This window comes from Pseudomonas agarici (assembly GCF_001543125.1).
Taxonomy (GTDB): Bacteria; Pseudomonadota; Gammaproteobacteria; order Pseudomonadales; family Pseudomonadaceae; genus Aquipseudomonas; species Aquipseudomonas agarici.
The window spans coordinates 4,870,638-4,884,448 of record NZ_CP014135.1 but is presented as its reverse complement, the minus strand read 5'-3'; the positions used below and the strand labels follow the sequence as shown (position 1 = coordinate 4,884,448).

Here is a 13,811-nt window from a genome sequence, read left to right as displayed (position 1 = left end):
CCGCCTGAATCACCCAAGGAAAGACCACCTTTGGTGGTGAGCGAAAATCCGTTTCATTTCCACAGGCCGATCTTGCTCAGCTCCACCTGGAAGTTGGCTCGGGTGATCAGGGTAACGTTGTCCAGCGCGGTGTACTTGGCCGGCTCCTTGCCGGTGGTAACCCAGGTGTACATCTGGCTGGCGGTTTCGTAGCCGGAGGTGTCCGGGCTCAGCAACATCGAGCCGAAGAAGCCGCTGTCGGCCTTTTTCAACTCGCCGATGGCATCGGTGCCGTTGATGCCGACGCCAATCACATTGGCAGCCTTGAAGCCGGCGCTCTCGGTGGCGCGCACGCCGCCCAGTACCGCGCTGTCGTTCATTCCGCCGATCAGCAGGTTCTTTGCCGCCGCGGGCAGTTTGACCAGCGCCGAGTTGGTGGCGTCCATGCTGCCCGGTACGTCGAGGGTCTTGAGCGGACTGAACAGAATATGATCGGCCGGCAAGCCCGCCGCCTTGAGCCCTTCCACCGAACCGTCGGTACGTTTTTTACCGGTATCCAGTTCGTCGAAGGTGTTGATCACCGCGTAGGTGTCGCGCCACTCCCAGCCGCGCCGTTTCGCTTCCTCGGCCATCGCCGCACCCTGCTTCTGGCCGATCTTGAACGCCGCCAGGCCGACATAGGGTACATCCTCCATCGGATTGCCCTTGGCATCGACAAAGCGGTCGTCCACCGCCAACACCTTCAACCCATTGAGCTTGGCCTTGGCCATGATCGCCGGGCCCAGCGAAGTGTCCGGCGGGCAGATGACAAAACCCTTGGCGCCATTAGCAGCCAAGGTATCGATAGCGGCGAGGGTCTTCTCGCCATCCGGGACGGCGATCTTGATCACGGTGAAGCCTTTGTCCTTGCCGGCCTTCTCGGCAAAGGCCCATTCGGTCTGGAACCACGGCTCTTCGGCCTGCTTGACGAGAAAGCCGATCTTCACTTCTGCGGCCACGACGAGGTGAGAAAAACCGCTGGCGACGACTACCGCCACCGCGCAGGTCAGGGAACGGAGCTTGCGTTTGATAAGCATGGGCAACCCTCTTGTTCTTGTTTGGCTGGTTCTGGTTGAATCGTTACGTGCGACAAACGCCGCCCCGAAGGCCTGCGCGCCGGTCAGTCGTGATACATCACCGAACGCCCGCCATCGATCATCAGGCAGGAGGCGTTGATGAACGGCGCCTCGTCGGTCGCCAGGAACAAGGCCGTCATCGCCACCTCGACCGGCTGGCCGATACGCCGTGGCGGATGCAGGTCCAAGGCCCGCTGGCGCTCGGCCTCGGGGTCGGCGAAAGCGTTCCAGTAATCGACATTGAGCTGGGTCTCGATATACCCCGGAGCAATCGCGTTGACCCGAATACCCTTGGGCGCGTACTCGATGCCCAGCGCCCGAGTCAGGCCGAGCAGGCCATGCTTGGCCACCGGATAAGGGAAACAGCCGGGAATGATGTGGCTGGAATGGGTCGAGGCGATATTGATGATATTGCCGATGCCCTGCTCGATCATGTGCGGCAACACCGTCCGACAGCCGAACCAGGCGCCGTCCAGATCGATAGCAAAACAGCGCCGCCAATCCTCGTCGGTCATTTCCAGCGGGTCGCGAAACACATTCACGCCCGCGCAGTTGACCAGCACATCGACCCGACCGAAGCGTTCGATGGCCACATCGACCAGGGCGCGCCATTGGGTCGGCGAAGTGATGTCGATGGCTTGTGCGTGAATCCGCGCGCCCTGCCCGCGCCAGCGGGCGGCGACTTGCTCGACCTTCTCGGCCTGGATATCGCCGATGACCAGTTTCGCCTGTTGTGCCTGGAAACAGGCGACGATTGCCTCGCCGATGCCCTGGGCCGCGCCGGTGATCACCACCACCTTGTCTTTCAGGCGGTCGCCCCGCTTCGGCTCGGGGACTTCGGGTAACGACAGCGGTTTGGCCATTTCAACTCCTCCTGAATGAAATCCAATGAACCGGGAACTCGCACTACAACTCGATCCGTTCGACCTTGCCGACCAGCAGCCCATAAGACAGCGCGCCGATCAACGCCAGCACGGCGATATAGGTAATAGCCGGGGCGAAGGAATCGCCGCTGGCGAGAAAGCCGATCACGATCGGCGTGCTGATCGCCGACAGGTTGCCGATGAAATTGAATACCCCGCCGGTCAATCCCAGCAGACGCGCCGGGGCCAGGGTCGAGACCAGCGACCAGGTGATGGACGCCAGACCGTTGCCGAAGAACGCCAGGGCGAGGAAGGCAATCACCAGGGCCGTGGAGTCGACAAAGTTGGCGCCAATGATCGACGTGGAAATCAGCAGCCCACCGATGATCGGCAGCTTGCGCGCCAGACCGATACCGACGCCGCGCCGGATCAGCCAGTCGGAGAACAGCCCGGAGCAGAGCACGCCGACAAAGGCTGCGAGAAACGGCAACGAGGCGAGGAAACCGGACTTGATAAAGTCCATGCCACGGTACTTCACCAGGTAGGTCGGGAACCAGGTGAGGAAAAACCATAGGGTCGAGTTCAGGCAAAACTGTCCCAGATAGATGCCCCACAGCTTGCGCTGGCTGAGCACGATGCCCAGATCCGCCCAACTGAATGGCGTCTTGCGCCGAGAGGTTTGCGCCTGGATATCCACCAGCCCGCCACCCTCGCGAATCAGCTCGATCTCGGCGCTATTGGCGCCCTTGAAGTCGCGGGGTTCACGATACACCGCGTACCAGATCGCCGCCCAGAGAATGCCCAGCGCACCGGTGCTGACAAACACCATATGCCAGCCGTATTGGTGCTGTAGCCAGGCCAGGACCGGGGTGAGGAACGCCAGGCCGACAAACTGCCCGGAGGTATAGAAGCCGATGGCGGTGGCCCGCTCGCGTTCCGGGAACCAGGTGGTGACCACCCGGCTGTTGATCGGATAGGCCGGGGCTTCCAGGGCACCGACCGCCATGCGCAGGACAAACAGGGCAATGAAGCTGGCGGCGAAGCCGAGCAGCACTGTCGCCACCGACCACAGCAACAGGGCCACGCTGTAGAGAATCCGTGGCGGCACCCGGTCCACCAGCCAGCCGCCGGGAATCTGCATGGCGGCGTAGGTCCAGCCGAAGGCCGAGAAGATCAAGCCGACATGAATCGGGTCGATGCCCAGTTCGCCGGTCAGGGCCGGCGCGGCAATCGACAGGTTGCTGCGGTCCAGGTAATTGATCACCACGGTGATAAACAGCAGCACCATAATGAAGAAGCGCTTGCGGCTGGGCGTCACCAGGGACGCCGACGCCAGGGGCTGTTCGAGTTGCATGGAGCGTGCCTCTTCTTATGATTATTGAGGACTGCTTATCGGTTACTTCTTGCTACGCATTCAGCGTCGCCGGATAAAACCATTTCACCACTCGGCAAAACTGCCATCGGCATGGCGCCAGATCGGGTTGCGCCAGCGATGGCCGATGGCCGCCCGCTCGATCACGTACTCCTCGTTGATCTCGATCCCCAGGCCAGGACCGTTGGGGATCTTCACGAAGCCTTTCTCGTAGTCGAACACCCCAGGATCCTTGACGTAGTCCAGCAGGTCGTTGCTCTCGTTGTAATGGATGCCCAGACTCTGCTCCTGGATAAAGGCGTTGTAGCAAACCGCATCCAGTTGCAGGCATGCCGCCAGGGCAATCGGCCCCAGCGGACAATGCAGGGCCAGGGCGACGTCGTAAGCCTCGGCCATATTGGCGATCTTGCGGGTTTCGGTGATGCCGCCGGCATGGGAGGCATCCGGCTGGATGATGTCGACATATCCCTCGCTGAGCACCCGCTTGAAATCCCAGCGCGAGAACAAGCGCTCGCCGAGGGCGATCGGCGTACTGGTCAGCGGCGCCAGCTCCTTGAGGGCTTCGTAGTTCTCGCTGAGCACCGGCTCCTCGATAAACATCAGCTTGTAGGGATCGAGTTCCCTCATCAGCACCTTGGCCATGGGCTTGTGTACCCGGCCATGGAAGTCCACGCCGATGCCGACATCCGGTCCCACCGCCTCGCGCACCGCGGCAACGTTCGCCAGCGCCAGGTCGACCTTGTCGTGGCTGTCGAGAAATTGCAGCTCCTCGGTGCCGTTCATCTTCACCGCCGTGAAGCCACGGCTGACCGCTTCCTTCGCCGCTCGCGCAGTATCGGCCGGACGGTCGCCGCCGATCCATGAATACACGCGGATCTTGTCCCGCACCTGGCCGCCCAGCAGGTCGCTGACCGACACCCCCAGGGCCTTGCCCTTGATATCCCAGAGCGCCTGGTCGATCCCGGCCAGGGCGCTCATGTGGATCGCTCCACCACGGTAGAATCCACCCCGGTAGAGCACCGTCCAGATATCCTCGATATTGCGCGGGTCCTTGCCGATCAGATAATCGGATAACTCCTCGACTGCCGCCGCCACGGTATGGGCGCGGCCTTCCACCACCGGCTCGCCCCAGCCGGTGACCCCTTCGTCGGTCTCGACCTTGAGGAAGCACCAACGCGGTGGAACGATATAGGTGGTCAATTGGGTAATTTTCATCGCCTTTCTCTCTGGTCATGGCGCTCGTCGATGGACGCCGCGCATCGGCAGTCTTAACCTTAACGGAAGGTGTTCCAGGCAGTTACATAGGTCTTAGCCCGCTCGGCCACTTGCGATGCGCTCAGCCCTGGCTTGAACAGTCCCGAACCGAGGCCGAAACCACTGACACCGGCCTCCAGAAAAGCCTGCATGGTGTCCGGCGTGATGCCGCCCACCGGGATCAACGCGGTGCCGGCCGGCAACACCGCGAGCCAGGCCTTGACCACCGCAGGCCCCAACTGCTCGGCGGGGAACATCTTCAACGCGTCAGCCCCCTCGGCCAGCGCGGCAAAGGCTTCGGTGGGCGTAGCGACGCCCGGCGCCAGGTACAGGCCAGCGGCCTTGGCCGCGCGCAGGACCACGGGGTCCGCGTGGGGCATGACGATCACCTGGCCACCCGCCGCCTTCACCTGTTCGACCTGCGCCGGCGTCAACACGGTGCCTGCACCCACCAGGCAATCGGCGGGCAGGCTGTCGCGCAGGATACGAATACTGTCATAGGGTTGCGGCGAGTTGAGCGGCACTTCCAGAACGCGAAACCCCGCCTCGTACAGCACCCTGCCGATGGCCTCGGCTTCCTCGGGACGCAGGCCGCGAAGGATGGCGATCAGACCGTTTCTTGTCAGCGCTTGCTTGAACATCTCAAACCTCCGAAAGGAATTGTCGAACGCTTCAGTCCAGCAAGCCGGCCGCCAGGGCCAGTTGCCATAAACCCCGTTCGGTGGCCTGTTCGGCCAGGCTCACCGAAGCGAAGCCGCAAGCCTCTAAGGCCCGCCGGTAACGGATGCAGAGTTGTGGGTTGCCGATCAGCAGGATCGCCGGCAGCTCGCTCCCGGCATGGCGCTGGCGCAGCAGCGTGCGCAGTGCCGCCAGTTCATGGCCGATCAACAGGCCGGACAGATAGTTGGGTTGTTCGGCGGCGCTCAACTCGCCGGTCAGGCCCAGGGTACGGGCGCTGAACAGCGTGGACAAAGGACCGACCTCGCCTTCGGTGGACAGGGCCACCTGCACACCGAGGTCAAAGGCTCGCGCATCGAACGGCGCGTTGCGTTGCTGGGTACGACCCAGGATGGTGTGCTCGCTCAAGGCAGCGAAGAGCTCGCCAGTCATGAAGGTATCGAAGTGCACGAGGTTGCCGGCAATCACCTGGACCCATTTCGAATGACTACCGGGCAGGCCAATCAGCACGCGACTGTCATCGCCCAGCACATCGAGGGCGCCGAGCACCTGGGTTTCCTCGCCGCGCATCACATTCGGCAGGCGCGAACGCTGGATGACACCGGGGACGATATGCAGGTCGATACCGCGCAAGGTGCCCACCCTTTGCAGGCTGGAGCTCAAGCCGCCAAGACTGGCCGGGGTTTCCCGATACACAGCCTCGCGCCAACCTTGGGCACTGCCAACCATGCCACAGGCGATCACCGGCAATTGCGCACAAGTATCAAGCCAGTCACCGCAAGCTTGATCGAATGCCAGCTCGAAACCATCGTCGCACCACTGCCCGGCCACCAGACGCGGCACCTTGGGCAATTGCATGATGCCGCACGCCAACATGCGCTGTTCCAGCACCAGGCCGTGAGGACCGAGCTTGTAGGCACGCAGGGAAGTCGTTCCCCAATCGAGCGCGATCAATTGCGCCTGCATCGCTTCACCTGTGTTGTTTTTTTCGGCAGTGAGTGCCAGGGACTATAAACCCGGCGCGCTGAAAATCTCAACATGTAAATAATAATCCCATATAATGGGAACTATAACTTCACCAACACTACCATCGGCGTCTTGCGGGATCGGCCGTCACGGCCAGCAGACCGGCTCCCACGGGCATCATGGGCGGATCGGCACGCATGGTATATTGGCGCGCCACCCCGCCCTGTCGCAGGAATGCCCGATGTGGGCAAGAAAATCGGCATCAGAGCCCAATAAGCCCCAGACGCGCAGCCGGATCCAACGTGTCGCTGATGGCGTTTCCAGGCGTCGGCAGGCATGCTGGGTTAGGGCATTACAACAACACTCATTGGGGCAAATCACCATGCAACACCTTCTCAAGGGCTGCGCACTGGCGTTGGCTGTTGGCTTGTCGAGCGGTGCGCCGCAAGCGGCTGAAAAAGTCATTCTCGACACCGATTTCAACGTCATCAACGACGACGGCCAGGCCTTTATCATGCTGGCGCAATTGCATGCACAGAAGAAGATCGAACTGCTGGGGATGACCCTGGTCAGCGGCAACGCCTGGGTCGACCAGGAACAGGTCGATGCGCTAAAGGCCGTCGAGCGCATGGGCGTGGAGAAGGAAGTCGGCGTCTACTCCGGTGCGGCCTATCCATTGCTGCATGACTTTGCGACTTACCCACAGGAACAGGCGCTGTACGGCACCGGCTGGTCCGGTGCCTTCCAGAGCCCGCGCCCGACCTCCGCGGCGCAATGGGTGGCGCCGCCCGATGGCCTGGCGACCCACACCCGGTTGCGCAGCGAAACCGCCCCGCAATTCATTATCGACAGCGTGCGCAAGAATCCCCATGAAGTCACCTTACTGGCCATCGGCCCGCTGACCAATCTGGCCCTGGCCATCCGTCAAGCCCCGGATATCGTGCCGCTGATCAAGCGTATCGTGTACATGGGGGGCGCCATCGAGGTTCCGGGCAATACTACCCCCGCCGCCGAGTTTAATTGGTGGTTCGACCCGGAAGCGGCAAAAATCGTCCTGCGCTCACCCATCGAACATGTGATCTTCCCGAACGATGTCTGCGAGAAACTCATCTTCGACGCTACGATCTACCAACGGGTGATTGCCGCCCAGGGCGCGGTGGCGCAGTTGTACAAGAGTGTGTTCGGACCAGAGTTCGCCAAGGACCCTGGCTACCACAGCTTTACCTGGGACACTCTACCGACGCTGTTTTTGAGCGAGCCTGAAATCGTCACCGAGTCGCGCGATATGTGGATCGATGTCGACACGCATTTCGGCCCGGACTACGGTCGTGCGCTGGGTTACAAGAAAGGCGCGCCGGTGGGAACGCAAAAGGCCAAAGTGGTGTTCGCGGTGAACCAGGAGAAATTCTGGGATGGCTACGTATCGCTGCTGACCTTGCCGACGCCGGTGAAAAGCCCTCGCTGACACACTGACTGCGGCGAGCAGGCAAGCCCCGTGCGTGCCATGGAACAAAGACTCAGCCGCAGCACCTCATCAGAAACGCAGGCGCCAGCGCCCGTTGCGACGCAGATCGATCACCGACAAAGGCTCAATATCGATTGCATTGAATGAAATCGGATCGGCCTGCAGCGCGTGGAGAATCGCGGCGCGGATCACAAAGGGGTGAGTCACCACGACGAAGTGTCCGTCCTCGTGAAAACCGTCGAGCCAGGCCCCAACCCTTGCGCACAATGCCGACACCGATTCGCCCGCCGGTGCTGTCACCTGCGGCTGACTGACCCAGGCCGCCAGCGCCTCGGGATCACTGTCCTGGAGATCCGCCAGGGCCAGACCCTGCCATTCGCCAAAGTCGTAATCCCCCAGCTCCGGGACTATCTCGATCTCGCTGCCCAGTACTTCGGCTGTCTGCCAGGCACGGGTTTCCGGCGCGCTGAGAACCCGCACCGGTTTTTTCAGGCAGCACGCCAGCTCGGCGGCCTTGGCCAAGCCCTTGGACTCCACCGGTTCGTCCAGCGGAAAACGCCCCAGGCGCTGGGCTTCGGTGCGGGCATGGCAGACAACACTGAGCCGAATCGCCATATGCAAGTTTCTCCCGTTATGCCTTGCCGAGAATGACCCTGCGCAGGCACCTATATCATTTTGTTACAAGGAAGCACACAGGTGAAAACCCGGCACGGTTGCACCACCGTCATCGCACTCCAAGAGTGTCTTTAAACCTGCCTGATCGGCGCAAGAGCCGTCATCGTACAGAGCACGGATGCCGAGAGTCAGCTCCTTTCATGGCAGCTTTCGCTTCTCAGACTGGGCGCACAATTCAATAAGACTTTTCACACAGAAAGTACCGCAACATACGACACTCCCAGCGCCCTATCGATTCCCAGCACTCCCCTACCGGCAGCAGCACCGGCTCGGCGGTCGGACGAGTCGGCACCCTACCGTTGTGGCACTGGATCCAGTGACGGCCATGGGGCTGACCGACGATTGAGATCAGTCGTCGGATTCGGCAAAGTGCTTGAGCACGTCACCATCCATCCGGTAGCGTACCCATTCACTCTGTGGTTGGGCACCGATGGACTCGTAGAAGCGTATAGCCGGTTGATTCCAGTCCAGCACACTCCATTCCAGGCGTCCACAATCATTGGCGCAGGCAATCTTCGCCAGATGCCGCAACAGCTTCCTGCCTGCCCCCGCGCCTCGCTGTTGTGGCGAGACATAGAGGTCTTCCAAGTACAAGCCGTTGCGTCCGAGCCAGGTGGAGTAACTAAAGAAAAACACCGCGAAGCCAACCGGCTCGCCATCACGCAAGCAGATCAGGCCATGGGCCGTGGCGCCTTCGCCGAACAGGCTGCGCTCGATGTCGACAACACTGGCGATCACTTCATGGCGAGCTCGCTCGTAGTCTGCCAACTCAGTGATAAAGGCCAGGATCTGCGGCGCATCGCTGGGCCGGGCTTCGCGTATTTCGAGGGACATGGACGCTTCCATAATTGATGAAGTCGCCCATGCTATTCGGATTGCGTCGCTGCTTGAATCATTTCAACGAAAAATTCGCGCACGGCAACACCGCGGACGCTTTTGCAAACGGCCATGGCCAATGTCGCAAAACAGGCAAAACGCCGCCTTGCAACTCACCGTACAGGCCACTAGATCAGCAGGAACAACCCCAGCAACCCGGCGAAGATCGCCCACTTCTCCAAGTAATAGCGAGTACGGTGGGTCTTCTTCAGCGCCTTGCCGCGCTGGCGGATGCCATACAGCCTGGCGAACGCCTTGTTGATCCCGCCGATCTTGTCGCCATCGCCATTGGGCGCCGCGGCAGCCGCCATCACGGTGCGGCTGAACCAACGGTTGAATGCCGTCGCCCAGCGATACTTCATTGGCCGCTCGATATCGCAAAACAGGATCACGCGGTTCTTGTCCGTGGTGTTTTGCGCATAATGGATAAAGGTCTCGTCGAACAGCACCGATTCGCCGTCACGCCAGTGGTAGCTCTGGCCGTCGACGTTGATGTAGCAGCCCGGGTCATTCGGTGTTTCCAACCCCAGATGGTAGCGCAGGGAACCGGCATACGGATCACGGTGACGGACCAGTTTCGAACCCGGAGGCAGTTCGGCGAACATCGCCGCCTTGACCGTGCCGATGCGGTTAAGCAGTTCGGTGGTGCGCGGGCAGAGCTCCAGGGCAGATGGATGATTATCGCCATACCACTTCAGGTAGAAGCGTTTCCAGCCGCTCTTGAAGAAGGAGTTGAAACCGACATCCTCGGGCCGCTCGGATTTCTTGATGTTACCCGCCCGCGACAAGGCCAAGGCTTCCTCACGAATTTCCTGCCAATTGTCCTGCAACGGCTTGAGTTCGGGAAAATCAGTAGTTTGTAGATAGGGACGGCTGGGGATCTTCGAAAACAGGTAGAGGAAGCAGTTGATCGGTGCCAGGAAGCTGGAGTGGTCGCTCAGTTGGCGGCCCAGCTTGTGCCGGACTTTACCGCGCAGGTGTACATACGCGATGGACAGTACGTATACAGCAATAATGATGAGTTTCACAGGCGTCGTCACAGAAGTCGGAAATACGCTAACTTCACGCAACAGCCAGCCTTGGAGCAGAGCCTGCGAAGGCTGGATATCGAGAAAAATAGCTAGCCCACTAGGGTAAAACAGCCGCCGCCGTGCTTTCCAGTATTTCCTACTTAAACCGAAGACAAAAACGTAATCTATTACAGACTTTTCTTACATTTTTACCGGTTTCGCATTCCAGATAAGGGTGAAGCAAGCGAGTGGCGAGCCGGGCAGCAGATAGTTGTCTTCGACAAGACCTCTTTCGATGCGCAGGATCAGTCAGGTGATTGGCGAATCAGGGTTCGAGGCCAATCGGGAAAAACTCCCCGCCACTCCACACGCCGAGCCAGGATTGGCCGTCGATCCGCCGTGTCACCGCCAGCTCCACCAACTGGTAGAACACATTGCGATGGATCAACGCCTGGAGATTGCCGCGTATATGTACATACGGCGACGGCTCCTGGCTGGCGGGATCGATCAGCACTCGGATCGGATGCTCGGCCCCCGCCGTTATCTGTTCATCGACGTAGGTGGTAAAGCGCAGTTGCTGCTCCTCGCCTTGCCCTTCGACCTCCAGAGTCACCGCGACAAAAGGCGCGTCGTCGACCTTGATGCCGACCTTTTCCACTGGGGTAATCAGGAAATAATCGTCGCCGTCGCGCCGCAGGATGGTAGAAAACAGCTTGACCATTGGCTTGCGCCCGATGGGTGTGCCCAGGTAGTACCAAGTGCCGTCGCGGGCGATGCGCATGTCGATATCGCCGCAGAAGTCCGGATTCCACAGGTGAATCGGCGGCAAGCCCTTTTTTGTCTGGGGAATTTGCGCCAACAGGTCGTTGGCCTTGCTCGGTTCACTCATGTTCGCTCCCAACTGATTTACTGATCGCTCAAGCCCAATAAACTACGCGCATATTCTGCCAGTGGTTTGGCAATCAGGTCCTGCGGTTTATTGTCATGGAACGTCAGCAAACCGCCACGACTCTTGATCCGTGCAGTATCGATCAGATATTGGGTGCTGGTCTCGATCAGCATGATCTGGATCACGCCGCTGTCGATTCCCAGGCGATCAACGGCTTCTTGGTCGGCCCATTCGTCATAGTTGCCGATCCGGTCGTCGGACTTGGCGAAACGGCTGTACAAGAGGTAGTGGGCGCCGGCGGAGCGGGCTTCGGCCATGGCCTCGTTGAGGCCGACCGGGGCACGGGCGCGACGGACCATCGGGAAATATTCGACAAAACCGTTGAAGGCCTCTTCGGCGACCACGTTCGGCCGTGGATAGCTGCTGCCCGGCGGGGCAAATGCGCCTTGGGCAATGTAAATGAAGGAATCCGGCTGAATGCGGAACGAGTGGATCCGGCGCGTGTCGCTATGATCGAGCAACCCGGCGTCACTCATCTGATAACGAGCCCCTTCTCCCAGGTCGCCGACTTTCATGCAGCCGCCCAGCGCCAAAAACGCCAGCAGCATAACCAGGCTACGCATCCTATCCTCCAGAGGCCGGTGACGGAAAACCGGCGAATAGCCGCCTAATGCAGCTTCCGCGCCAGATAAGCCTGGTAGAGGGATTGAGTCTTGTGCCAAGCCTGCGAGAGTGGCTTAATTTCTAGCCGCCGATGATTTTCATCACCGTCGCGCCACCGGAGAAAGCCACTTCCTGCTTGTCGCCCAGGGCCTTGACCAGTAACCGCTGCAGCGCCGGCAAGGCTTCGTGGCGCGGCTTGTCCAGCAAGTCGCCGACGTAATGCCGGTTGCTCGACGACAGGCAACCATGCAGCCATCCCGTGGAGGACAGGCGCAAGCGCGAGCAAGTCCGGCAGAACGGTACGCTTTCATTGGCAATCACGCCAAAATAGCCTTGCCCCGGAATCTCATAGCGCACCGCCGTCGCGTCGACCGGTGCATTGGCTTGCAGGTATTCGTAGCGTTCGCCGATCAGCTCCAGCAGTTGCTGGAGGCTGACAAACTGTTGGAGGAAGGCGTTGTGGTCGCTGGCCAGATGCCCCATGCGCATCAACTCGATGAAACGCAACTCGTAACCCCGCTCCAGGCAGTAGTCGAGCAGCGGCATCACCTGGTCCAGGTTTTGCCCACGCAGTGGCACCATATTGACCTTGATTTTCAGGCCGCCAGCCCGAGCCTGATCCATACCGTCAAGCACGCTCGCCAGATCACCGCCACGGGCAATGCCACGGAAAGCGGCCGGATCGAGGGTATCGAGGGAAACGTTGATTCGCCGGATCCCGGCCTCCACCAGCAACGGCAGTTTGCGCGCCAGCAGTTGGCCGTTGGTGGTCAGGCTGATATCACTCAGGCCCAGCTTGCCCACGGCGCCCATGAACGCTTCCAGCTTAGGACTGACCAGCGGTTCGCCGCCGGTAATACGCAAGCGCTCGATGCCAGCCGCCTCGATCAGGTAGGCGACCCCCCGCGCCATGGCCTCGGCCGACAATTCATCCTGGGCAGCCACCAGCCGCTTGCCATTGGGCACGCAGTAGGTACAGGCATAGTTGCAAGCGGATGTCAGGCTGATGCGTAGGTTGCGAAAGCGCCTGCCTTGACGATCAACGATCATGAAACACTCCAGCGCTAGACTCTGCTACCCGCTAAAAACCGACTTGAACATCAAATTTTAGCAAACCCTATCCCTGAGTATATTCCTGGGGCGCCGCGCCATATAGCGAAACCTGACGCGAGCATCTGGCTCAATAGTCAGGTGACCGGCGTATCGGTGTCGCGCCTGCGCTTGTTGCCCATGCGCACGCCGATGTCCATCAGGAACTGGAAAAAGCCTTCCTGATCCTCCAGCACATTGCTCCAGAACGGCGAGTGGTACAGCGCCACCGCGCCGTGCACCAGCGCCCAGGCGGCGCAATAGTGGAAGTATGGCGGCACATCTTCAAGCTTGCCTTCACTGATGCGGCCCTTGATCAACAAGGTCAGGTGCTCGAAGTTGGAGGCACGGATCTTGTGCAGTTGCTCGACCATCTCCGGCACCTGCTGGCCCTTGACCACTTTTTCTTCCAGGCGATCGAACAGCCGATAACGTTGCGGGTCGCGCATGCGGAATTCGAAGTAGGCGCGAGACAGTGCTTCCTTGTCCTTGTCGACATCGGCCGAATGCAGCAATTGATTCAAGTCGCGCTCGTAGTCGAGCATCAGGCGCAGGTAGATCTCCGCCTTGGATTTGAAGTGTTTGTAAATGGTGCCTTTGCCGATACCGACGGCGTCCGCGATCATCTCGACGGTGACACTGTCTTCACCCTGTTCGAGGAACAGCTGTAGCGCGGTATCGAGAATTTCTTGCTCGCGGCGACGAAACTCACGGACCTTACGGGGTTCTTTATGCATAAGAAAAGGTCTGTAGGGGCAAAATCGAAGCCAAGCATTATGCCTGAGCCGCGTCAAATTGCACGAATCATCCGAGGCTTTTGGTTTTCACTGTCGACGAATCAACCCATCTCGGTCAAAAAGTTTTCATTCAGGGTACGCAGCGTCCCACTCAAGCAAGACTCGATGGCCCGTGGCAGG

14 protein-coding genes are annotated in these 13,811 nt (G+C 60.2%); 1 reads left to right on the top strand and 13 read right to left on the bottom strand.

The features are described from left to right. Nucleotides 1–53 precede the first annotated feature (53 nt). The 6 genes from AWM79_RS21345 to AWM79_RS21320 all read right to left on the bottom strand — a co-directional run bounded on the left by AWM79_RS21345 (nucleotide 54) and on the right by AWM79_RS21320 (nucleotide 6,227). Nucleotides 54–1,055 carry a substrate-binding domain-containing protein gene (locus AWM79_RS21345; RefSeq protein ID WP_060783737.1) on the bottom strand — a complete coding sequence of 334 codons (1,002 nt, stop codon included), beginning with the start codon at nucleotides 1,053–1,055 and terminating at the stop codon, nucleotides 54–56. An 83-nt stretch (nucleotides 1,056–1,138) separates the two neighbouring features. Further along, entirely contained in the window at nucleotides 1,139–1,957 is an 819-nt protein-coding gene (locus AWM79_RS21340; protein ID WP_017133969.1) for an SDR family oxidoreductase, read from the bottom strand. Between the two features lie 43 nt (nucleotides 1,958–2,000). After that, nucleotides 2,001–3,311 (bottom strand): MFS transporter, encoded by a 1,311-nt coding sequence (locus AWM79_RS21335; RefSeq protein WP_017133968.1) that lies wholly within the window; start codon nucleotides 3,309–3,311, stop codon nucleotides 2,001–2,003. Between the two features lie 84 nt (nucleotides 3,312–3,395). Next, nucleotides 3,396–4,544 (bottom strand): galactonate dehydratase, encoded by a 1,149-nt coding sequence (gene dgoD / locus AWM79_RS21330; protein ID WP_017133967.1) that lies wholly within the window; start codon nucleotides 4,542–4,544, stop codon nucleotides 3,396–3,398. A 59-nt stretch (nucleotides 4,545–4,603) separates the two neighbouring features. Continuing rightward, entirely contained in the window at nucleotides 4,604–5,224 is a 621-nt protein-coding gene (locus AWM79_RS21325; protein WP_017133966.1) for a 2-dehydro-3-deoxy-6-phosphogalactonate aldolase, read from the bottom strand. A 31-nt stretch (nucleotides 5,225–5,255) separates the two neighbouring features. After that, entirely contained in the window at nucleotides 5,256–6,227 is a 972-nt protein-coding gene (locus tag AWM79_RS21320) for a 2-dehydro-3-deoxygalactonokinase (RefSeq protein ID WP_017133965.1), read from the bottom strand. Between the two features lie 382 nt (nucleotides 6,228–6,609). Between AWM79_RS21320 and AWM79_RS21315 the strand changes: the two genes are divergently transcribed. Next, on the top strand, nucleotides 6,610–7,692 hold the full coding sequence (locus AWM79_RS21315; protein WP_017133964.1) for a nucleoside hydrolase: 1,083 nt from the start codon (nucleotides 6,610–6,612) through the stop codon (nucleotides 7,690–7,692). 69 nt (nucleotides 7,693–7,761) lie between these two features. Here AWM79_RS21315 and AWM79_RS21310 read toward each other — a convergent pair whose 3' ends face one another. The 7 genes from AWM79_RS21310 to AWM79_RS21280 all read right to left on the bottom strand — a co-directional run bounded on the left by AWM79_RS21310 (nucleotide 7,762) and on the right by AWM79_RS21280 (nucleotide 13,631). After that, the gene (locus tag AWM79_RS21310; protein ID WP_060783736.1) at nucleotides 7,762–8,307 is read right to left on the bottom strand and encodes a histidine phosphatase family protein; all 546 of its coding nucleotides are present in this window, start codon (nucleotides 8,305–8,307) and stop codon (nucleotides 7,762–7,764) included. A 408-nt stretch (nucleotides 8,308–8,715) separates the two neighbouring features. Next, nucleotides 8,716–9,201 (bottom strand): GNAT family N-acetyltransferase, encoded by a 486-nt coding sequence (locus AWM79_RS21305; protein WP_017133962.1) that lies wholly within the window; start codon nucleotides 9,199–9,201, stop codon nucleotides 8,716–8,718. Nucleotides 9,202–9,371: 170 nt separating this feature from the next. After that, nucleotides 9,372–10,271, bottom strand: coding sequence for a lipid A hydroxylase LpxO (lpxO, locus tag AWM79_RS21300; RefSeq protein ID WP_017133961.1), 900 nt, complete (start codon nucleotides 10,269–10,271; stop codon nucleotides 9,372–9,374). 307 nt (nucleotides 10,272–10,578) lie between these two features. After that, nucleotides 10,579–11,142 carry a DUF1285 domain-containing protein gene (locus AWM79_RS21295; RefSeq protein ID WP_017133960.1) on the bottom strand — a complete coding sequence of 188 codons (564 nt, stop codon included), beginning with the start codon at nucleotides 11,140–11,142 and terminating at the stop codon, nucleotides 10,579–10,581. Between the two features lie 17 nt (nucleotides 11,143–11,159). Further along, entirely contained in the window at nucleotides 11,160–11,765 is a 606-nt protein-coding gene (locus tag AWM79_RS21290; RefSeq protein ID WP_060783735.1) for a DUF4823 domain-containing protein, read from the bottom strand. A gap of 121 nt (nucleotides 11,766–11,886) precedes the next feature. After that, complete coding sequence (locus tag AWM79_RS21285) at nucleotides 11,887–12,855, bottom strand: GTP 3',8-cyclase MoaA (RefSeq protein ID WP_017133958.1); 969 nt, start codon at nucleotides 12,853–12,855, stop codon at nucleotides 11,887–11,889. A 137-nt stretch (nucleotides 12,856–12,992) separates the two neighbouring features. Next, nucleotides 12,993–13,631 carry a TetR/AcrR family transcriptional regulator gene (locus AWM79_RS21280; protein WP_017133957.1) on the bottom strand — a complete coding sequence of 213 codons (639 nt, stop codon included), beginning with the start codon at nucleotides 13,629–13,631 and terminating at the stop codon, nucleotides 12,993–12,995. Nucleotides 13,632–13,811: the final 180 nt, after the last annotated feature.

Excerpts from the sequence above, each read along its gene's own strand:
- AWM79_RS21315 (WP_017133964.1), top strand. The coding sequence starts at position 6,610 with ATGCAACACCTTCTCAAGGGCTGCGCACTGGCGTTGGCTGTTGGCTTG.
- AWM79_RS21305 (WP_017133962.1), bottom strand. The coding sequence starts at position 9,201 with ATGTCCCTCGAAATACGCGAAGCCCGGCCCAGCGATGCGCCGCAGATC.
- AWM79_RS21320 (WP_017133965.1), bottom strand. The coding sequence starts at position 6,227 with ATGCAGGCGCAATTGATCGCGCTCGATTGGGGAACGACTTCCCTGCGT.
- AWM79_RS21295 (WP_017133960.1), bottom strand. The coding sequence starts at position 11,142 with ATGAGTGAACCGAGCAAGGCCAACGACCTGTTGGCGCAAATTCCCCAG.
- AWM79_RS21285 (WP_017133958.1), bottom strand. The coding sequence starts at position 12,855 with ATGATCGTTGATCGTCAAGGCAGGCGCTTTCGCAACCTACGCATCAGC.
- AWM79_RS21340 (WP_017133969.1), bottom strand. The coding sequence starts at position 1,957 with ATGGCCAAACCGCTGTCGTTACCCGAAGTCCCCGAGCCGAAGCGGGGC.
- AWM79_RS21280 (WP_017133957.1), bottom strand. The coding sequence starts at position 13,631 with ATGCATAAAGAACCCCGTAAGGTCCGTGAGTTTCGTCGCCGCGAGCAA.
- AWM79_RS21325 (WP_017133966.1), bottom strand. The coding sequence starts at position 5,224 with ATGTTCAAGCAAGCGCTGACAAGAAACGGTCTGATCGCCATCCTTCGC.
- AWM79_RS21290 (WP_060783735.1), bottom strand. The coding sequence starts at position 11,765 with ATGCGTAGCCTGGTTATGCTGCTGGCGTTTTTGGCGCTGGGCGGCTGC.
- dgoD (WP_017133967.1), bottom strand. The coding sequence starts at position 4,544 with ATGAAAATTACCCAATTGACCACCTATATCGTTCCACCGCGTTGGTGC.
- AWM79_RS21345 (WP_060783737.1), bottom strand. The coding sequence starts at position 1,055 with ATGCTTATCAAACGCAAGCTCCGTTCCCTGACCTGCGCGGTGGCGGTA.
- AWM79_RS21335 (WP_017133968.1), bottom strand. The coding sequence starts at position 3,311 with ATGCAACTCGAACAGCCCCTGGCGTCGGCGTCCCTGGTGACGCCCAGC.
- AWM79_RS21310 (WP_060783736.1), bottom strand. The coding sequence starts at position 8,307 with ATGGCGATTCGGCTCAGTGTTGTCTGCCATGCCCGCACCGAAGCCCAG.